The sequence below is a fragment of the Pseudomonas sp. R45(2017) genome, assembly GCF_002112305.1.
Lineage (GTDB): Bacteria > Pseudomonadota > Gammaproteobacteria > Pseudomonadales > Pseudomonadaceae > Aquipseudomonas > Aquipseudomonas paraglycinae.
Genome location: NZ_NEHH01000009.1, coordinates 1 through 19428, shown reverse-complemented (window position 1 = coordinate 19428; position 19428 = coordinate 1). Strand labels below are relative to the sequence as shown.

Below are 19428 nucleotides of genomic sequence, written 5' to 3'. Positions count from 1 at the left end.
CTAAAGGGGCTGAATCAGCCTTGTTTTTTGGTAACGGATTCGACGATGTGCGACGGAGCCGTATCGTATTTTTTGAATTCCATAGAGTAGCTTGCGCGACCCTGAGACATGGAACGAACGTCGGTCGCATAACCGAACATCTCACCCAGCGGAACTTCGGCACGGATAACCTTGCCGGACACTGTGTCTTCCATACCCTGGATCATGCCGCGACGACGGTTAAGGTCGCCCATCACATCACCCATATAGTCTTCAGGCGTAACAACCTCTACCGCCATGATCGGCTCGAGCAACTCACCACCGCCCTTCTGGGCCAGTTGCTTGGTCGCCATGGAAGCAGCCACTTTAAACGCCATCTCGTTGGAGTCGACGTCGTGGTAAGAACCATCGAACACGGTAGCCTTCAGGCCGATCAGCGGATAGCCGGCAACAACGCCGTTCTTCATCTGCTCTTCGATACCCTTCTGGATAGCCGGGATGTATTCCTTAGGAACCACACCACCCACTACTTCGTTCAGGAATTGCAGACCTTCCTGACCTTCGTCAGCAGGAGCAAAGCGAATCCAGCAATGACCGAACTGGCCACGACCGCCGGACTGACGAACGAACTTGCCTTCGATTTCGCAGTTCTTCGTGATGCGCTCACGGTACGAAACCTGTGGCTTGCCGATGTTGGCTTCGACGTTGAACTCACGGCGCATCCGGTCAACCAGGATGTCCAAGTGCAGCTCGCCCATGCCGGAGATGATCGTTTGACCAGTCTCTTCATCAGTTTTGACGCGGAAAGACGGGTCTTCCTGAGCAAGCTTACCCAGAGCGATACCCATTTTTTCCTGGTCATCCTTGGTCTTAGGCTCTACGGCAACCGAAATAACCGGCTCCGGGAAGTCCATGCGAACCAGGATGATTGGCTTGTCAGCATTGCAGAGGGTTTCACCAGTGGTGACGTCCTTCATGCCGATCAGGGCCGCGATGTCGCCAGCGCGTACTTCCTTGATCTCTTCACGGGCGTTTGCGTGCATTTGCACCATACGACCCACGCGCTCTTTCTTGCCTTTAACCGAGTTGATCACGCCGTCGCCGGAGTTCAACACGCCCGAGTAAACGCGGACGAAGGTCAAGGTACCCACGAATGGGTCGGTAGCGATCTTGAACGCCAGGGCCGCGAACGGCTCGTCGTCGCTTGCATGACGCTCCATCTCTTCTTCCTCGTTATCAGGGTTGGAACCCTTGATAGCAGGAATGTCGGTCGGAGCAGGCAGGAAGTCGATAACGGCGTCGAGAACCAGGGGAACGCCCTTGTTCTTGAACGAAGAACCGCAAACAGCCAGAACGATTTCGCCGGCGATAGTACGCTGACGCAGAGCAGCCTTGATCTCGGCGATCGACAGCTCTTCACCTTCCAGGTACTTGTTCATCAGCTCTTCGCTGGCTTCGGCGGCGGCTTCAACCATGTTGTTGCGCCATTCTTCAGCCAGTTCAAGCATGTCCGCAGGGATTTCCTTGCGAACCGGAACCATACCCTTGTCAGAATCGTTCCAGTAGACAGCTTGCATGTTAATCAGGTCGATCTGGCCCTGGAAGTTATCTTCCGAACCGATAGCCAGCTGGATCGGCACCGGAGTGTGACCCAGACGCTGTTTGATCTGACCGATCACGCGCAGGAAGTTGGCACCAGCACGGTCCATCTTGTTTACATAAACAAGACGTGGAACGCCGTATTTGTTGGCCTGACGCCATACGGTTTCCGACTGAGGCTCAACACCCGAAGTACCGCAGAACACAACGACCGCGCCGTCGAGTACGCGCAGGGAACGCTCTACTTCAATGGTGAAGTCTACGTGGCCCGGAGTATCGATTACGTTGAAGCGATGCTCGTGTGGGTACTGCTTCTCGGAACCTTTCCAGAAGGCGGTAATGGCAGCAGAAGTAATGGTAATACCACGCTCCTGCTCCTGAACCATCCAGTCTGTGGTCGCGGCGCCGTCATGCACCTCGCCCATTTTGTGACTTTTGCCAGTGTAAAAAAGGACGCGCTCGGTGGTGGTGGTTTTACCAGCATCCACGTGTGCGACGATACCGATGTTACGGTAGCGACTAATCGGAGTAGTACGAGCCATAAAGCCCTCGCAAAATTAGTGAAGCTAAAATTAGAAGCGGTAGTGCGAGAAAGCTTTGTTAGCTTCGGCCATACGGTGCACGTCTTCACGCTTCTTAACAGCAGCACCTTTACCTTCAGCAGCATCCAGCAGCTCGCCAGCCAAGCGCAGAGCCATAGACTTCTCGCCGCGCTTGCGGGCGAAGTCTACCAACCAGCGCATTGCCAGAGCGTTACGACGGGACGGACGAACCTCGACCGGAACCTGGTAAGTAGCACCACCAACGCGGCGCGACTTCACTTCGACCAGCGGAGCGATGGCGTCGAGTGCTTTTTCGAAGAGTTCCAGGGGATCGGTGCCGGTCTTGCGAGCCGCAACGGTTTCCAGGGCACCATAAACGATACGCTCGGCAACGGCTTTCTTGCCGCTTTCCATAACGTGGTTCATGAATTTGGCGAGGATTTGGCTTCCGTATTTCGGATCGTCCAGAATCTCACGCTTTGCTGCTACGCGACGTCTTGGCATTGATAAGCCCTCAAACGGTCTTCAGGTTAGCTCGGGACAGATCCAGTGGATGCGCGCCCGACCTTACTCTTATCGACTCAATAAAATGAAAATCTGCAAAACGGCCGATTACTTCGGACGCTTGGTACCGTACTTCGAACGACCCTGGTTACGGCCTTTAACGCCGGAAGTATCCAAGGAGCCGCGAACGGTGTGATAACGAACACCTGGCAAGTCTTTTACACGACCGCCGCGGATCAGTACCACGCTGTGCTCTTGCAGGTTGTGGCCTTCACCACCGATGTACGAGGAAACCTCGAAACCGTTGGTCAGACGCACACGGCATACTTTACGCAGTGCCGAGTTAGGTTTTTTCGGCGTAGTGGTGTACACACGGGTGCACACGCCACGACGTTGCGGGCAGTTCTGCAGCGCAGGCACGTCGGATTTCTCGACGATACGCTTACGCGGCTGACGTACCAGCTGGTTGATAGTTGCCATCTACTAGCTCCACTGTTGTCTTGCGACGCTATTGTCTTGCAAGAAAAGCAAAATGGCAGGAACGAATTCCCGCCAAATTTAGGGGATCAAGAGTCTAAAGAGGATCTTGTCCCCAGTCAAGGCAAGGCCCCGACCTCCCCGCTCGTCGAACCTCGACAAATTGTCTCGATTCGATGAACGGCTTGATCAGGGCCTCAGCTCATTTTTCGCAGAACTCAGTTACCGCTCGAGTTCAGCGCTTCGGTCAGTGCAGCTTCCACTTCACTGGCGCTTACGCGCAACGGCTTGTCTGCATCACGACGACGCTTGCGCTCGCTGTGATAAGCCAGACCGGTACCGGCCGGGATCAGACGACCCACGACCACGTTTTCTTTCAGGCCGCGCAGGTAATCGCGCTTGCCGGTTACGGCCGCTTCGGTCAGTACGCGGGTGGTTTCCTGGAAGGAAGCCGCCGAGATGAACGATTCGGTCGACAACGACGCCTTGGTGATACCCAGCAGAACGCGGGTGAACTTGGAGACAAATTTGTCTTCCGCGTTCAGACGCTCGTTCTCTACCAGAACGTGAGTCAGTTCCATCTGGTCGCCCTTGATGAAGCTGGAGTCGCCGGACTCGGAGATCTCAACTTTACGCAGCATCTGACGCAGGATGGTCTCGATGTGCTTGTCGTTGATCTTCACGCCTTGCAGACGGTAAACGTCCTGGATCTCGTTGACGATGTACTTGGCCAGCGCGCTCACACCCAGCAGACGCAGGATGTCGTGCGGATCGCTCGGACCGTCGGAGATAACTTCGCCGCGGTTTACCTGTTCGCCTTCGAACACGTTCAGGTGACGCCACTTCGGAATCAGCTCTTCGTACGGATCGCTACCGTCGTTCGGGGTAATAACCAGACGGCGCTTGCCTTTGGTCTCTTTACCGAACGCGATGGTGCCGCTGACTTCAGCCAGAATCGACGCTTCTTTCGGACGACGGGCTTCGAACAGGTCGGCAACACGCGGCAGACCACCGGTGATGTCACGGGTTTTCGAAGTTTCTTGCGGGATACGAGCGATAACATCACCGATCGCAATCTTCGCACCGTCCGCAACACCGACCAGGGCGTTGGCTGGCAGGAAGTACTGAGCGATAACGTCAGTGCCTGGCAGCAACAGATCCTTGCCGTTGTCATCAACCATCTTCACCGCAGGACGGATGTCCTTGCCGGCAGCCGGACGGTCTTTGGCATCGAGTACTTCAATGTTTGTCATACCGGTCAATTCGTCAGTCTGACGCTTGATCGTGATGCCTTCTTCCATGCCCACGTAGGTCACGGTACCTTTCATTTCGGTAACGATCGGGTGAGTGTGCGGATCCCACTTGGCCACGATTGCGCCAGCGTCGACCTTGTCACCTTCTTTAACCGAAATCACGGCACCGTAAGGCAGCTTGTAACGCTCGCGCTCACGACCGAAGTCGTCAGCGATTGCCAGCTCACCGGAACGGGACACAGCAACCAGGTTGCCATCCACACGTTCAACGTGTTTCAGGTTGTGCAGACGGACGGTACCGCCATTCTTCACCTGAACGCTGTCGGCTGCGGAAGTACGGCTTGCCGCACCACCGATGTGGAACGTACGCATCGTCAGCTGGGTACCCGGCTCACCGATGGACTGGGCAGCGATAACGCCGACCGCTTCACCGATGTTCACCTGGTGACCACGAGCCAGGTCACGGCCGTAGCACTTGGCGCAAATGCCATAGCGGGTTTCGCAGCTGATCGGCGAACGCACGATCACTTCGTCGATGCTGTTCAGCTCGATGAACTCGACCCACTTCTCGTCTACCAGAGTGCCAGCAGGAACGATGACGTCCTCGGTACCCGGCTTGAATACGTCACGGGCAATGACACGACCCAATACGCGCTCACCCAACGGCTCTACAACGTCACCGCCTTCAATGTGCGGAGTCATCAGCAGACCGTGTTCAGTGCCGCAATCGATCTCGGTTACAACCAGATCCTGCGCCACGTCTACCAGACGACGAGTCAGGTAACCGGAGTTCGCAGTTTTCAACGCGGTATCCGCCAGACCTTTACGAGCACCGTGAGTCGAGATGAAGTACTGGAGTACGCTCAGACCTTCACGGAAGTTCGCAGTAATCGGCGTTTCAATGATGGAACCGTCCGGCTTGGCCATCAGACCACGCATACCGGCCAGCTGACGAATCTGTGCTGCGGAACCCCGCGCACCCGAGTCGGCCATCATGTACATCGAGTTGAACGATTCTTGCTCGACTTCGTGGCCGTGACGGTCGATGACTTTCTCTTTCGAGAGGTTGGCCATCATCGCCTTGGAGACTTCGTCGTTCGCTTTCGACCAAAGGTCGATCACTTTGTTGTACTTCTCGCCCTGGGTTACCAGGCCGGAGGCGTACTGGCTCTCGATTTCTTTCACTTCGTCGGTGGCAGCACCGATGATGCGGGCTTTTTCATCCGGGATAACGAAGTCGTTAACACCGATGGAAACGCCGGAAATGGTCGAATAGGCAAAACCGGTGTACATCAACTGGTCAGCGAAGATCACGGTCTCTTTCAGACCAACCACGCGGTAGCACTGGTTGATCAGCTTGGAGATCGCCTTTTTCTTCATCGGCAGGTTGACGACGTCGAACGACAGACCTTTTGGCACAACCTGGAACAGCAGCGCACGGCCGACAGTGGTGTCGACGATACGGGTGTTGTTCACGCTGTTGCCGTCACGATCGTTCACGGTTTCGTTGATACGAACCTTGATCTTGGCGTGCAGTGCGGCTTCGCCGGCACGGAACACACGGTCAACTTCCTGCAGATCCGCAAACACACGACCTTCGCCCTTGGCGTTGATCGCTTCACGAGTCATGTAGTACAGACCCAATACAACGTCCTGCGACGGAACGATGATTGGCTCACCGTTGGCTGGCGACAGAATGTTGTTGGTCGACATCATCAACGCACGCGCTTCGAGCTGGGCTTCCAGCGTCAGCGGTACGTGTACGGCCATTTGGTCGCCGTCGAAGTCGGCGTTGTACGCGGCGCAGACCAGAGGGTGCAGCTGGATAGCCTTACCTTCGATCAGTACCGGTTCAAACGCCTGGATACCCAGACGGTGAAGAGTCGGTGCACGGTTGAGGAGGACCGGGTGTTCGCGAATCACTTCAGCGAGAACGTCCCAAACTTCTGGCAGTTCGCGCTCGACCATTTTCTTGGCCGCTTTGATGGTGGTCGCGAGACCACGCATTTCCAGCTTGCCGAAAATGAACGGCTTGAACAGCTCGAGAGCCATCTTCTTCGGCAGACCGCACTGATGCAGACGCAGGGTCGGGCCTACGGTAATTACCGAACGACCGGAGTAGTCAACACGCTTACCGAGCAAGTTCTGACGGAAACGACCTTGCTTACCCTTGATCATGTCAGCCAGGGATTTCAGAGGACGCTTGTTGGAACCTGTGATAGCGCGGCCACGACGACCGTTGTCGAGCAGTGCATCGACAGCTTCCTGCAACATACGCTTTTCGTTGCGCACGATGATGTCCGGAGCGGACAGATCCAGCAGACGCTTCAAACGGTTGTTACGGTTGATCACTCGACGATACAGATCGTTGAGGTCGGAAGTCGCGAAACGACCGCCATCCAGCGGAACCAGTGGACGCAGATCTGGCGGCAGAACCGGCAGAACGGTCAGCACCATCCACTCTGGCAGGTTGCCGGAACCCTGGAAGGCTTCCATCAACTTCAGACGCTTGGACAGCTTCTTGATCTTGGTTTCGGAGTTGGTTTGCGGAATTTCTTCACGCAGACGGCCAATCTCGTGTTCCAGGTCGATAGCGTGCAGCAGTTCACGGACAGCTTCGGCACCCATACGGGCGTCGAAGTCATCACCGAACTCTTCCAGCGCTTCGAAGTACTGCTCGTCGTTCAGCAGCTGACCTTTTTCAAGAGTGGTCATGCCCGGGTCGATAACGACATAGCTCTCGAAGTAGAGAACGCGTTCGATATCACGCAGGGTCATGTCCATCAGCAGGCCGATACGGGACGGCAGCGATTTCAGGAACCAGATGTGGGCAACTGGCGAAGCCAGTTCGATGTGCGCCATGCGCTCACGACGAACCTTGGCCAGTGCAACTTCAACGCCGCACTTCTCGCAGATCACACCACGGTGCTTCAAGCGCTTGTACTTACCGCACAGGCACTCGTAATCCTTTACCGGGCCAAAGATCTTGGCGCAGAACAGACCGTCACGCTCAGGTTTGAACGTACGGTAGTTGATGGTTTCCGGCTTTTTAACTTCACCGAACGACCACGAGCGGATCATCTCAGGCGAGGCCAATCCGATACGGATGGCGTCGAACTCTTCGACTTGACCCTGGTTTTTCAGCAAATTCAGTAGGTCTTTCAAGGCCTTTCCTCCTGGCGGAGCAGAGAGCGGGCAATCCTGCCCCGCTCTCGATCGCGTCACGTGTTATTCGGTTTCCAGATCGATATCGATGCCGAGGGAACGAATTTCCTTGATCAACACGTTGAAGGACTCGGGCATGCCCGGCTCCATACGGTGATCGCCGTCCACGATGTTTTTGTACATCTTGGTCCGGCCGTTCACATCGTCCGACTTCACTGTGAGCATTTCTTGCAGAGTGTAAGCAGCACCGTATGCTTCCAGTGCCCAGACCTCCATCTCCCCGAAACGCTGACCACCGAACTGCGCCTTACCACCCAGCGGCTGCTGGGTAACCAGGCTGTACGAACCGGTAGAACGCGCGTGCATCTTGTCGTCTACCAAGTGGTTCAGCTTCAGCATGTACATGTAGCCAACGGTAACTGGACGCTCGAACTTGTTGCCGGTACGGCCGTCGGTCAGCTGCATCTGGCCGCTTTCTGGCAGGTCTGCCAGTTTCAGCATGGCCTTGATTTCGCTTTCCTTGGCACCGTCGAACACTGGAGTGGCCATTGGAACACCGCCACGCAGGTTCTTCGCCAGATCCAGGATTTCCTGATCGGAGAAGCTGTCCAGATCTTCGTTACGACCGCCGATCTGGTTGTAGATCTCGTCCAGGAAGGTACGCAGCTCAGCGACTTTGCGCTGCTCTTCGACCATCCGGTTGATCTTCTCGCCCAGACCTTTGGCCGCGAGGCCCAGGTGGGTTTCAAGGATCTGACCAACGTTCATACGCGAAGGTACGCCCAGCGGGTTGAGGACCACGTCGACCGGGGTGCCATTGGCATCGTGCGGCATGTCTTCAACCGGCATGATCACGGAGACCACACCTTTGTTACCGTGACGACCGGCCATCTTGTCGCCCGGCTGGATGCGACGACGGATTGCCAGGTAAACCTTGACGATCTTCAGCACGCCTGGAGCCAGGTCATCGCCCTGCTGCAGTTTGCGCTTCTTGTCTTCGAACTTGTCGTCCAGCAGACGGCGGCGATCAACGATGTAGGCCTGAGCCTTCTCGAGCTGCTCGTTCAGAGCATCTTCAGCCATGCGCAGTTTGAACCACTGACCATGCTCAAGACCGTCGAGTACTTCGTCGGTGATGTCCTGACCTTTCTTCAGGCCCGCGCCGCCTTCAGCCTTGTGGCCTACCAGAGCGGAACGCAGACGTTCGAAGGTCGCGCCTTCAACGATGCGGAACTCTTCGTTCAGATCCTTGCGGATCTCGTCCAGCTGGGACTTCTCGATCGACAGTGCACGAGCATCACGCTCAACGCCGTCACGAGTGAAGACCTGCACGTCGATGACAGTACCTTTGGTGCCGGTAGGCACGCGCAGGGAGGTGTCTTTAACGTCGCTGGCTTTTTCACCGAAGATCGCACGCAGCAGTTTTTCTTCCGGAGTCAGTTGGGTCTCGCCTTTCGGAGTGACCTTGCCTACCAGGATGTCGCCTGCGCCGACTTCAGCACCTACGTAAACGATACCGGCTTCGTCCAGCTTGTTCAGAGCGGCTTCACCCACGTTCGGGATGTCCGCAGTGATTTCCTCTGGGCCAAGCTTGGTGTCACGGGCCACACAGGTCAGTTCCTGAATGTGGATCGTGGTGAAGCGGTCTTCCTGAACCACACGCTCGGACAGGCAGATGGAGTCTTCGAAGTTGAAGCCGTTCCATGCCATGAACGCGATGCGCATGTTCTGACCCAGAGCCAGTTCACCCATGTCGGTGGACGGGCCGTCGGCCATGATGTCGCTACGCTGAACGCGATCACCTTTGCTCACCAGCGGACGCTGGTTGATGCAGGTGTTCTGGTTCGAGCGGGTGTATTTGGTCAGGTTGTAGATGTCGACACCAGCTTCGCCGGTTTCAACTTCGTCATCAGCAACACGAACCACGATACGACTGGCATCAACGGAGTCGATCACGCCGCCACGACGAGCCACGACGCAAACGCCGGAGTCGCGAGCCACGTTACGCTCCATGCCGGTACCTACCAGCGGCTTGTCAGCGCGCAGGGTTGGTACAGCTTGACGCTGCATGTTCGAACCCATCAACGCACGGTTGGCGTCGTCGTGCTCGAGGAACGGAATCAGCGACGCTGCAACCGAAACTACCTGCTTCGGCGAAACGTCCATCAAGGTGACGTCTTCCGGCGCCTTGACGGTGAATTCGTTCAGGTGACGCACGGCCACCAGTTCGTCGATCAGGACTTTCTGCTCGTTCATGGTCGCCGAAGCCTGCGCGATCACGTGATCGGCTTCTTCAATGGCGGACAGGAACACGATGTCGTCGGTGACCACACCCTCTTTCACCACACGGTACGGGCTCTCGAGGAAGCCGTACTGGTTGGTGCGAGCGTAAGCAGCCAGCGAGTTGATCAGACCGATGTTCGGACCTTCCGGCGTTTCAATCGGGCAGACACGACCGTAGTGAGTCGGGTGTACGTCACGGACTTCGAAGCCCGCGCGCTCACGAGTCAGACCGCCAGGGCCGAGTGCAGAGACACGACGCTTGTGGGTGATCTCGGACAACGGGTTGTTCTGGTCCATGAACTGCGACAGCTGGCTGGAACCGAAGAACTCTTTCACCGCCGCAGCCACTGGCTTGGCGTTGATCAGGTCTTGCGGCATCAGGCCTTCGCTTTCAGCCATCGACAGACGCTCTTTGACCGCACGCTCAACACGTACCAGGCCAACGCGGAACTGGTTCTCGGCCATTTCGCCTACGCAGCGAACACGACGGTTACCCAGGTGGTCGATGTCGTCGACGATGCCTTTACCGTTACGGATGTCGACCAGAGTCTTCAGTACCGCGACGATGTCTTCCTTGCACAGCACGCCCGAACCTTCGATCTCGGTACGACCGATACGACGGTTGAACTTCATCCGGCCGACCGCAGACAGGTCATAGCGCTCAGGGCTGAAGAACAGGTTGTTGAACAGGGTCTCGGCAGCGTCTTTGGTTGGCGGCTCGCCTGGACGCATCATGCGATAGATCTCGACCAGCGCTTCCAATTGGTTGCTGGTGGAGTCGATCTTCAGCGTGTCGGAGACGAACGGACCGCAGTCGATGTCGTTGGTGTACAGAGTTTCGATGCGTACGACGCCGGCCTTGGCGATTTTCGCCAGGATCTCGGTCGACAGCTCGGTGTTGCATTCTGCCAGGATCTCACCGGTAGCCGGGTGTACGATGGCCTTGGCGGTGGTACGACCCAGAACGTAATCCAGAGGCACGTCCAGCTCTTTGATCCCGGCTTTTTCCAGCTGGTTGATGTGGCGGGCAGTAATACGACGGCCCTGCTCAACGATCACCTTGCCTTTGTCATCCTGGATGTCGAGAACTGCGACTTCACCACGCAGGCGCTGAGGCACCAGCTCCAGGCTCAGGCCTTCGCCTTTCACGTGGAATACGTTGGTGGTGTAGAACGCGTCCAGCACTTCCTCGGTGGTATAACCGAGCGCGCGCAGCAGTACCGAGGCCGGCAGTTTGCGACGACGGTCGATACGCACGAATACGCAGTCTTTCGGGTCGAACTCGAAGTCCAGCCACGAACCGCGGTAAGGAATGATGCGCGCGGAGTACAGCAGTTTGCCGGAGCTGTGCGTCTTGCCACGGTCGTGGTCGAAGAACACGCCCGGGGAACGGTGCAGCTGGGAAACGATAACACGCTCGGTACCGTTGATTACGAAGGTACCGTTCTCAGTCATCAATGGGATTTCACCCATGTAGACTTCTTGCTCTTTGATGTCCTTGATCGCTTTGTTCGACGATTCTTTGTCGAAAATGATCAGGCGCACTTTTACCCGCAAAGGTACGGCGAAAGTTACACCGCGCAATACGCATTCTTTGACATCAAATGCCGGTTCGCCCAAGCGATAACCGACGTACTCCAGCGCAGCATTGCCGGAGTAGCTGATGATCGGGAAAACGGATTTGAAGGCCGCATGCAGGCCCACGTCGCGGAACTGATCTTTAGTCGCTCCCGCTTGCAAGAATTCACGATACGAATCCAGCTGGATGGCCAGGAGGTAAGGCACATCCATGACGTCCGGCAACTTGCTAAAGTCCTTGCGGATACGTTTTTTCTCAGTATATGAGTAAGCCATCAGCGTTCCCCAGCTTGGTCACCTGCTTGTTTGGCCCCTCCCGACGGGAGCAGCCAGAAAATCGTGCAAACCCCATGGTTTGCGCCACCGCATCGGGTGGTTACAGCTCGTTATCGACACCGACCCAGTCGGCTGCCAATAACGGAAAAAGGCCGGTGGCAAGAGCCACCAGCCATCAGCCTGTCGCTTGACGCTCGGGCTGGAGGAGCAAAGTCGATGCTTACTTCAGCTCGACTTTAGCGCCTGCTTCTTCCAGCTTCTTCTTAGCGTCTTCAGCAGCTTCTTTCGAAACGCCTTCAGCTACAACCTGAGGAGCGCCGTCGACTTTCTCTTTGGCTTCTTTCAGGCCCAGACCGGTCAGTTCACGAACTGCCTTGATCACGTTTACTTTCTTCTCGCCGGCTTCAACCAGAACAACGTTGAACTCGGTTTGCTCTTCAACAACAGCGGCAGCAGCAGCTGGACCAGCAGCAGCAACAGCAGCGGTCACGCCGAAGGTTTCTTCCATTGCTTTGATCAGCTCAACAACTTCCAGAACGGTTTTCTGGCCGATTGCTTCGATGATTTGTTCGTTAGTCAGAGACATGACTCAATTCCTGATTTGGTGGACAGCCTGTACGGCCGTCGAAATAAACAAAAATACGCGAGAGTGGAAACGCTCAGCCTCAGGCTGCAGCTGCTTCTTTCTGATCGCGAATTGCCGCCAGAGTACGAGCCAGCTTGCTGGTAGCGCCTTGAATCACGCTCATCAGTTTCGCAATAGCTTCGTCGCGAGTTGGCAGGCTTGCCAGCACGTCGATCTCATTCGCTGCGAGGAACTTGCCCTCGAACGAAGCTGCCTTGATCTCGAACTTATCCTGACCCTTGGCAAATTCCTTGAACAGACGAGCAGCAGCGCCCGGGTGTTCGTTGGAGAATGCAATCAGGGTCGGGCCGGTGAACACGTCGTTGAGGACACTGTAAGGAGTGTCAGCAACAGCGCGCTTGAGCAGGGTGTTACGTACAACACGTACGTAAACGCCAGCTTCACGAGCCTCTTTACGGAGTCCGGTCATTGCGCCTACTGTTACGCCACGGGCATCAACCACGACAGCGGACAGAGCGACTTTGGCAGCCTCGTTGACTTCAGCGACGATGGCCTTCTTGTCTTCGAGATTAATTGCCACGGGTTTAACTCCTGCTTGTTACCGTTTCATTCGATCGAAACCGAATGTCGTTTTGGTGTCTGATTCGGTAAGGAACCGGGAGCACCATCTGCGTAGGCTTGAGGTTTAAGACTTGCGTCGCCTACGGTCTTGGATAGCCCCCGCCAGGCAGGGACCCCAATCTTTCAATTGGCGCAGTCAACTGCGCCAATTTTTGTCTTACGCGTCCAGCGAGCTCTGGTCGATGACCAGACCTGGGCCCATAGTGGTGCTCAGGGTAACGCGCTTGACGTAGATACCTTTCGAAGAAGCTGGCTTGATACGCTTCAGATCAGCGATCAGGGCTTCAACGTTTTCCTTCAGCTTGACGGCATCGAAGCCGATCTTGCCAACGGAAGTGTGGATGATGCCGTTTTTGTCGGTGCGATAACGAACCTGACCAGCCTTGGCATTTTTAACCGCGGTAGCGACGTCTGGGGTAACAGTGCCGACTTTCGGGTTAGGCATCAGACCACGTGGACCGAGGATCTGACCCAGCTGACCTACAACGCGCATGGCATCCGGGGATGCGATCACTACGTCATAGTTCAGGTCGCCGCCTTTCATTTCGGCAGCCAGTTCGTCCATACCTACACGGTCAGCGCCGGCAGCCAGAGCGGCCTCAGCAGCTGGACCCTGGGTGAACACAGCAACGCGAACAGTCTTGCCAGTGCCGTGTGGCAGCACAGTAGCGCTACGAACGACCTGGTCGGATTTACGCGGGTCTACGCCCAGGTTTACAGCTACGTCGAACGACTCGCTGAACTTGACAGTCGACAGCTCGGCCAGCAGTGCAGCGGCTTCTACAATGTTGTAGGCCTTGCCTGCTTCGATTTTGCCGGCGATAGCCTTTTGACGCTTGGTCAGCTTAGCCATTACACACCCTCCACGTTAAGGCCCATGCTACGAGCAGAACCGGCGATAGTACGCACGGCTGCATCCATATCAGCTGCAGTCAGATCCGCGTTTTTGGTTTTCGCGATTTCTTCCAGCTGAGCACGGGTAACAGTGCCAACCTTAACGGTGTTCGGACGAGCGGAACCGCTGGTCAGACCGGCCGCCTTCTTCAGCAGAACCGAAGCAGGGGTGGATTTGGTTTCGAAAGTGAAGCTACGGTCGCTGTAGACAGTGATGATCACTGGAGTCGGCAGACCAGCTTCCAGACCCTGGGTACGGGCGTTGAAAGCTTTGCAGAATTCCATGATGTTCACGCCGTGCTGACCCAGAGCAGGACCAACAGGTGGGCTTGGGTTAGCCTGAGCGGCCTTCACTTGCAGCTTGATGTAAGCGGTAATCTTCTTGGCCATGAGGCACTCCAATTACGGGTTCGAACGCCTCGAAAGGCTCCCCGGTTACTTGCGCGTTTATCCCAGTGACGACAAAACCCCACAGCCTAGGGCTGCGGGGTTGGGATGCTTGCTCAGCTAGACCTTTTCGACCTGACTGAACTCCAACTCTACCGGAGTAGAGCGTCCGAAAATGAGCACTGCCACTTGGATCCGGCTCTTTTCGTAGTTAACTTCTTCAACAACACCGTTAAAGTCAGCAAACGGACCATCATTGACTCGAACGGTTTCGCCTGGCTCGAACAGCGTCTTCGGCTTCGGCTTGTCGCTACCGTCAGCAACGCGACGCAGAATCGCTTCAGCTTCTTTATCGGTGATTGGTGCTGGCTTATCAGCAGTACCGCCGATAAAACCCATCACCCGAGGAGTATCCTTGACCAAGTGCCAAGTACCCTCGTTCATATCCATCTGAACCAGCACATAACCTGGGAAGAATTTGCGCTCGCTTTTGCGTTTCTGGCCATTACGCATTTCAACCACTTCTTCAGTGGGAACCAGAATTTCGCCGAAGCCATCTTCCATGCCAGCCAGCTTTACACGCTCGATCAACGAACGCATGACATGCTTCTCGTAACCCGAGTAAGCATGCACAACGTACCAACGCTTAGCCACGGGACACCCTTAGCCGACAATCAAGGAAACAAGCCAGCCGAGCAGGGAATCAAGCCCCCACAACAGCAACGCCATAACCAGAACAACAGCCACAACAATCAGCGTGGTCTGCGTGGTTTCTTGGCGAGTTGGCCATACGACTTTACGAATCTCGGTGCGAGCTTCCTTAACCAGTACAAAGAAAGACTTGCCCTTGGCAGTCTGCAGGCCTACAAAGGCAGCTACAGCAGCAATAACAAGCAATGCGAGTACACGGTACAGGATCGGCGAAGCAGCGTAATACTGATTGCCGACAACGCCAACAATTACCAAAGCGACTACGACAAGCCACTTGAGCAAATCGAAGCGAGAGCCTTGAGCTTCAGCTTTAGGAGTCATCTATGAAGATCCTGTGAAAAGAAAGCCAGACACACCAAGTGAATCTGGCAGGTCAGGAGGGAATCGAACCCCCAACCTACGGTTTTGGAGACCGTCGCTCTGCCAATTGAGCTACTGACCTAAAACAAAATCAGGCCGGCCATTATGCCGGCCTGAAAAAGACATTACAACTATTTACTCGATGATCTTGGCTACGACGCCAGCACCAACGGTACGGCCGCCTTCACGGATTGCGAAACGCAGGCCGTCTTCCATCGCGATGGTTTTGATCAGGGTAACAGTCATCTGAATGTTGTCACCTGGCATTACCATTTCAACGCCTTCTGGCAGCTCGCAGTTACCAGTCACGTCAGTAGTACGGAAGTAGAACTGTGGACGGTAGCCTTTGAAGAACGGAGTGTGACGGCCGCCTTCTTCCTTGCTCAGAACGTAAACTTCTGCGGTGAACTTGGTGTGCGGCTTAACCGAACCCGGCTTAACCAGAACCTGACCACGCTCAACGTCGTCACGCTTGGTGCCACGCAGCAGAACGCCGCAGTTCTCGCCAGCACGACCTTCGTCCAGCAGCTTGCGGAACATCTCAACACCGGTGCAGGTGGTGGTGGTGGTGTCACGCAGACCAACGATTTCCAGGGCGTCTTGAACGCGAACGATACCGCGCTCGATACGACCGGTCACAACAGTACCGCGACCCGAGATCGAGAACACGTCTTCGATTGGCATCAGGAAAGGCTTGTCGATAGCACGCTCTGGCTCTGGGATGTAGCTGTCCAGAGTCTCCACCAGCTTCTTAACAGCGGTGGTGCCCATTTCGTTGTCGTCTTTGCCTTCCAGCGCCATACGAGCCGAACCGATGATGATCGGAGTGTCGTCGCCTGGGAAGTCGTAGGTGGACAGCAGGTCGCGAACTTCCATCTCAACCAGTTCCAGCAGCTCAGCGTCGTCTACCAGGTCAGCCTTGTTCAGGAAAACCACGATGTACGGAACGCCTACCTGACGGGACAGCAGGATGTGCTCACGGGTTTGTGGCATCGGACCATCAGCGGCCGAGCAAACCAGGATCGCGCCGTCCATCTGCGCAGCACCAGTGATCATGTTCTTCACGTAGTCAGCGTGACCTGGGCAGTCAACGTGAGCGTAGTGACGAATGTTCGAGTTGTACTCAACGTGCGCGGTGTTGATGGTGATACCGCGAGCTTTTTCTTCTGGAGCGCTGTCGATCTTGTCGAATTCAACTACGGCCGAACCGAAAACTTCGGAACAGACGCGAGTCAGAGCAGCGGTCAGCGTGGTCTTACCGTGGTCTACGTGACCGATGGTGCCTACGTTGACGTGCGGCAGGGAACGATCAAATTTTTCCTTAGCCATCGATATCACCCCTAACAGAAGAAATTGAGCAAACAACACGAGCCATTAAAACAAAGGCAGATATTTTCATATCTGCCTTGTTATATGGAGCTCTTGAGCGGATTTGAACCGCTGACCTCACCCTTACCAAGGGTGTGCTCTACCAACTGAGCTACAAGAGCGTAAAACTTTGCACAACCTGCAAACTTGGAGCGGGTAGCGGGAATCGAACCCGCATCATCAGCTTGGAAGGCTGAGGTTCTACCACTAAACTATACCCGCGGAGCCTGCAGCTCACGCTAAAATCTGGTGGAGGGAGAAGGATTCGAACCTTCGAAGTCGTAGACGTCAGATTTACAGTCTGATCCCTTTGGCCGCTCGGGAACCCCTCCTAATCAGGCCGGCATTCTATACTATGCCAAACCCCTGTCAAGCATTTTCTCATTTAAAAACCTGAGGTTAGCTGCATTGACACCACCCCACTGCTTCTACCTTTTCAGGTCTTCGCTGTGGAGCGGGCGCCATTCTATGCAAACTATTCAGTAGGTGCAACCCCCTCGCACAGCATTATTTTATGTTTTAACTCATTGAATTCCCTGGAAAGGTTTTGTAACTGAGCATCACCCAGCAAACGCTGGGTTTCGGGCGTAATCTGGAACCAATATGAGCCGCCGGAAGACTCTTTTGACGAAGGAAGAGCTTTTGCTCCAATCTCCGTCAAACGCTGTTCCAACGCCTGAGCGGTCTCGGGGCGCGCCAAACCACCTACATAAAGGCACTGCCCATCAGACTTCCCCCCAGTCCTTTTTTCACGGGAAGCATCACCACCAGCTTCACTCAGCAAGCGAATATCCTGTTGCGAGCCACGATAAAGACTGAGCGGCGTTACATCCTTTGCGCGTAGCGGGGCCTCCTGCTGATGCCAGACGTAATAAAACACATTGAGTACCAGAAGCAGAAGAAACAACCAACGCATACAAACCTCAGGACAAAGGACACGCCATAGCCAAACCCACGAACACCAAATCGGGAACAATCCGAGCCTCAGGCGCAACATCCGAAACCAGCTCGGCATCACCACCCGTAATGAAGACACTGTAGTCATCACCCCAGTAGGAGCGCGCCATCTCCAGCTGCGTCAACACAAATCCTCTGAGCATCAACGAACAGCCACGCTCTACAGCCTCAGCCGTATTGCGCCCCGGAGCCTGGCTCGTCAATGCACGCTCTGCCGCCAGGTCTCCATAGCGAATTTTTCGAGTATGCGTACGCAACTGATTACGCATCAGCGGCATGCCAGGACAAATGAAGCCTCCCAGATGCTCGCCGTCCACGGAGATAAAGTCCGCAGTCACCGCTGTCCCGAAATCAAGAACCAGACAAGCACCTTTAGCCAGGTGAAAACCACCAAGCATCGCCAGCCAGCGATCGAGACCAAGGCGCTCATAGTCGTCGTAACCATTCTTTACGCCGGACATCTCGCGAGCGGGCGCCGCACAGACAACGGAAATGCCGAACTCATGCTTGAGCAAGCCAATCAGCAAATTAGTCTCATCTTCGGTTCTTACGCTGACGAGGCGACATTTCTTGAGAGACACTTTCTCGAACGATCGAAGACCGTCAACCAACGCCATGTCAGAGTCGACCACGCCCTCCGCGACCAAGACGCCGGCCTCAACGCTCAGCACACGCCATTTGATAAAGCTGTTTCCACAATCGAGCTCAAGAATCATCACGCAACCTCAAGCTGAGCTCACCGCCACTAAAGACCTTTTCCACACCATCTACCTTCAGCCTAAGCGCGCCCTGATTATCGATTCCCAGCACCACACCCTCTACCTGATTGACACCGGCGGTGAGAGAAACCGGCTGCCCTTGCCACAAATGACTCGCCTCCCACTCCGCCTGAAGCGCAGAGAAGCCACCTGATTGGTGACGCTGCAGATAGAGTTGCAGCTGCTTACTCAGCTCAATCGCCAGAATATTGCGATCACAAGATTTGCCCGATTCTAGACGCATTGAAGTCCATTGCTGATCAACTTCGTCTGTAGCCTGCATGTTCACATTAATGCCTATGCCCAACACTACATGGCACACGTCTGCTGGATCACCAACCAGCTCCAACAGGATCCCGGCGATTTTTTTTTGGTCGACCAATACATCATTGGGCCATTTCAGCCCTGCACCTGGCACCCCAAGCGCATGCAAGGCCTGCATGACCGCGAGACCAACAACGAGACTTAACCCTTCAAGCTGACGCATCCCACCATCGATGCGCAGCACGAGACTGTAATAGAGGTTTTCAGCAAACGGACTCACCCATTTACGGCCTCTGCGCCCCCGCCCTGAGCTCTGGCGCTCAGCCAGTACAAGAAAGGGAGCCGCCCGCCCCCCATCCACCGCGCGCAGCGATTCAGCATTAGTCGAGTCCACGGAATCGAAGATACTGACAGACCAGCCGGAAAGACTTTCCTCTATCCTGAGCGAGTCAAGCAGCGCCAATGGCGAAGCCAATTGATAGCCCCGCCCTCGAACTTTATGTATGGATAACCCAAGCTCCGCCTCCAGATGCTGAAGCTGCTTCCACACCGCACTTCGACTAATTCCCAGAGCAACACCCAGGGCCTGACCGGAATGGAATCGACCATCCTTCAGAAGGTTCAACAACGTCAGCATGCAGGTCTCGCCTCAGAATGAGGCCCGAATAATAGCCATGCACCGGGCCGCTGCATAGAATTCAAACAATCCATTTTCCTGCGGGCAAAACAAAACCCCAACTGCTTTCGCAATTGGGGTTTCGGAATTTAATCTTGACGATGACCTACTCTCACATGGGGAAACCCCACACTACCATCGGCGATGCATCGTTTCACTTCTGAGTTCGGGATGGGATCAGGTGGTTCCA

Annotated in this window: 15 protein-coding genes, 4 tRNA genes and 1 rRNA gene; all 20 read right to left on the bottom strand. The window is 55.4% G+C overall.

Annotated elements, in window-relative coordinates; all coding sequences use genetic code 11:
• Window positions 1-14: 14 nt before the first annotated feature.
• Window positions 15-2120 (bottom strand): elongation factor G, encoded by a 2106-nt coding sequence (gene fusA, locus CAF74_RS20595; RefSeq protein WP_011336173.1) that lies wholly within the window; start codon window positions 2118-2120, stop codon window positions 15-17.
• A gap of 30 nt (window positions 2121-2150) precedes the next feature.
• Window positions 2151-2624, bottom strand: a complete 474-nt coding sequence (gene rpsG / locus CAF74_RS20590) for a 30S ribosomal protein S7 (RefSeq protein ID WP_007957592.1) — start codon at window positions 2622-2624, stop codon at window positions 2151-2153.
• 108 nt (window positions 2625-2732) lie between these two features.
• Window positions 2733-3104 (bottom strand): 30S ribosomal protein S12, encoded by a 372-nt coding sequence (gene rpsL, locus CAF74_RS20585; protein WP_003186084.1) that lies wholly within the window; start codon window positions 3102-3104, stop codon window positions 2733-2735.
• Between the two features lie 215 nt (window positions 3105-3319).
• Window positions 3320-7519, bottom strand: a complete 4200-nt coding sequence (gene rpoC, locus CAF74_RS20580; protein ID WP_085747591.1) for a DNA-directed RNA polymerase subunit beta' — start codon at window positions 7517-7519, stop codon at window positions 3320-3322.
• A gap of 63 nt (window positions 7520-7582) precedes the next feature.
• Entirely contained in the window at window positions 7583-11656 is a 4074-nt protein-coding gene (gene rpoB / locus CAF74_RS20575) for a DNA-directed RNA polymerase subunit beta (protein WP_007957595.1), read from the bottom strand.
• A 220-nt stretch (window positions 11657-11876) separates the two neighbouring features.
• Window positions 11877-12242, bottom strand: coding sequence for a 50S ribosomal protein L7/L12 (gene rplL / locus CAF74_RS20570; protein WP_007957596.1), 366 nt, complete (start codon window positions 12240-12242; stop codon window positions 11877-11879).
• Window positions 12243-12321: 79 nt separating this feature from the next.
• Window positions 12322-12822, bottom strand: coding sequence for a 50S ribosomal protein L10 (gene rplJ / locus CAF74_RS20565; protein ID WP_007957597.1), 501 nt, complete (start codon window positions 12820-12822; stop codon window positions 12322-12324).
• A 198-nt stretch (window positions 12823-13020) separates the two neighbouring features.
• Window positions 13021-13716: a 50S ribosomal protein L1 gene (gene rplA / locus CAF74_RS20560; RefSeq protein WP_085747590.1), complete on the bottom strand. Its 696-nt coding sequence runs from the start codon at window positions 13714-13716 to the stop codon at window positions 13021-13023.
• Entirely contained in the window at window positions 13716-14147 is a 432-nt protein-coding gene (gene rplK / locus CAF74_RS20555) for a 50S ribosomal protein L11 (RefSeq protein WP_003228756.1), read from the bottom strand. The genes rplA and rplK overlap by 1 nt, the downstream gene beginning before the upstream one ends.
• A 117-nt stretch (window positions 14148-14264) precedes the next feature.
• The gene (gene nusG / locus CAF74_RS20550; protein ID WP_007957598.1) at window positions 14265-14798 is read right to left on the bottom strand and encodes a transcription termination/antitermination protein NusG; all 534 of its coding nucleotides are present in this window, start codon (window positions 14796-14798) and stop codon (window positions 14265-14267) included.
• Window positions 14799-14807: 9 nt separating this feature from the next.
• Window positions 14808-15176, bottom strand: coding sequence for a preprotein translocase subunit SecE (gene secE, locus CAF74_RS20545; RefSeq protein WP_007957600.1), 369 nt, complete (start codon window positions 15174-15176; stop codon window positions 14808-14810).
• Between the two features lie 45 nt (window positions 15177-15221).
• Window positions 15222-15297 (bottom strand) — tRNA-Trp (locus tag CAF74_RS20540).
• A gap of 53 nt (window positions 15298-15350) precedes the next feature.
• A complete protein-coding gene (tuf, locus tag CAF74_RS20535; protein ID WP_010220303.1) occupies window positions 15351-16544 on the bottom strand; it encodes an elongation factor Tu in 1194 nt (397 codons plus the stop codon).
• Window positions 16545-16629: 85 nt separating this feature from the next.
• Window positions 16630-16705 (bottom strand) — tRNA-Thr (locus CAF74_RS20530).
• Window positions 16706-16731: 26 nt separating this feature from the next.
• Window positions 16732-16805: transfer RNA gene (locus tag CAF74_RS20525), tRNA-Gly, on the bottom strand.
• Window positions 16806-16830: 25 nt separating this feature from the next.
• Window positions 16831-16915: transfer RNA gene (locus CAF74_RS20520), tRNA-Tyr, on the bottom strand.
• 143 nt (window positions 16916-17058) lie between these two features.
• Window positions 17059-17499: a hypothetical protein gene (locus CAF74_RS20515; RefSeq protein ID WP_085747589.1), complete on the bottom strand. Its 441-nt coding sequence runs from the start codon at window positions 17497-17499 to the stop codon at window positions 17059-17061.
• Window positions 17500-17506: 7 nt separating this feature from the next.
• A complete protein-coding gene (locus CAF74_RS20510) occupies window positions 17507-18256 on the bottom strand; it encodes a pantothenate kinase (RefSeq protein ID WP_085747588.1) in 750 nt (249 codons plus the stop codon).
• On the bottom strand, window positions 18246-19199 hold the full coding sequence (gene birA, locus CAF74_RS20505) for a bifunctional biotin--[acetyl-CoA-carboxylase] ligase/biotin operon repressor BirA (RefSeq protein WP_085747587.1): 954 nt from the start codon (window positions 19197-19199) through the stop codon (window positions 18246-18248). The genes CAF74_RS20510 and birA overlap by 11 nt, the downstream gene beginning before the upstream one ends.
• A gap of 132 nt (window positions 19200-19331) precedes the next feature.
• A 5S ribosomal RNA gene (rrf, locus tag CAF74_RS20500) occupies window positions 19332-19428 on the bottom strand; the annotation flags it as partial.

Coding starts and splice junctions, on each gene's coding strand:
- rplA (WP_085747590.1), bottom strand. CDS start 13,716: ATGGCTAAGCTGACCAAGCGTCAAAAGGCTATCGCCGGCAAAATCGAA.
- rpsG (WP_007957592.1), bottom strand. CDS start 2,624: ATGCCAAGACGTCGCGTAGCAGCAAAGCGTGAGATTCTGGACGATCCG.
- CAF74_RS20510 (WP_085747588.1), bottom strand. CDS start 18,256: ATGATTCTTGAGCTCGATTGTGGAAACAGCTTTATCAAATGGCGTGTG.
- rpsL (WP_003186084.1), bottom strand. CDS start 3,104: ATGGCAACTATCAACCAGCTGGTACGTCAGCCGCGTAAGCGTATCGTC.
- CAF74_RS20515 (WP_085747589.1), bottom strand. CDS start 17,499: ATGCGTTGGTTGTTTCTTCTGCTTCTGGTACTCAATGTGTTTTATTAC.
- rplK (WP_003228756.1), bottom strand. CDS start 14,147: ATGGCCAAGAAGATTACCGCTTACATCAAGCTGCAAGTGAAGGCCGCT.
- rplL (WP_007957596.1), bottom strand. CDS start 12,242: ATGTCTCTGACTAACGAACAAATCATCGAAGCAATCGGCCAGAAAACC.
- secE (WP_007957600.1), bottom strand. CDS start 15,176: ATGACTCCTAAAGCTGAAGCTCAAGGCTCTCGCTTCGATTTGCTCAAG.
- birA (WP_085747587.1), bottom strand. CDS start 19,199: ATGCTGACGTTGTTGAACCTTCTGAAGGATGGTCGATTCCATTCCGGT.
- tuf (WP_010220303.1), bottom strand. CDS start 16,544: ATGGCTAAGGAAAAATTTGATCGTTCCCTGCCGCACGTCAACGTAGGC.
- rpoB (WP_007957595.1), bottom strand. CDS start 11,656: ATGGCTTACTCATATACTGAGAAAAAACGTATCCGCAAGGACTTTAGC.
- fusA (WP_011336173.1), bottom strand. CDS start 2,120: ATGGCTCGTACTACTCCGATTAGTCGCTACCGTAACATCGGTATCGTC.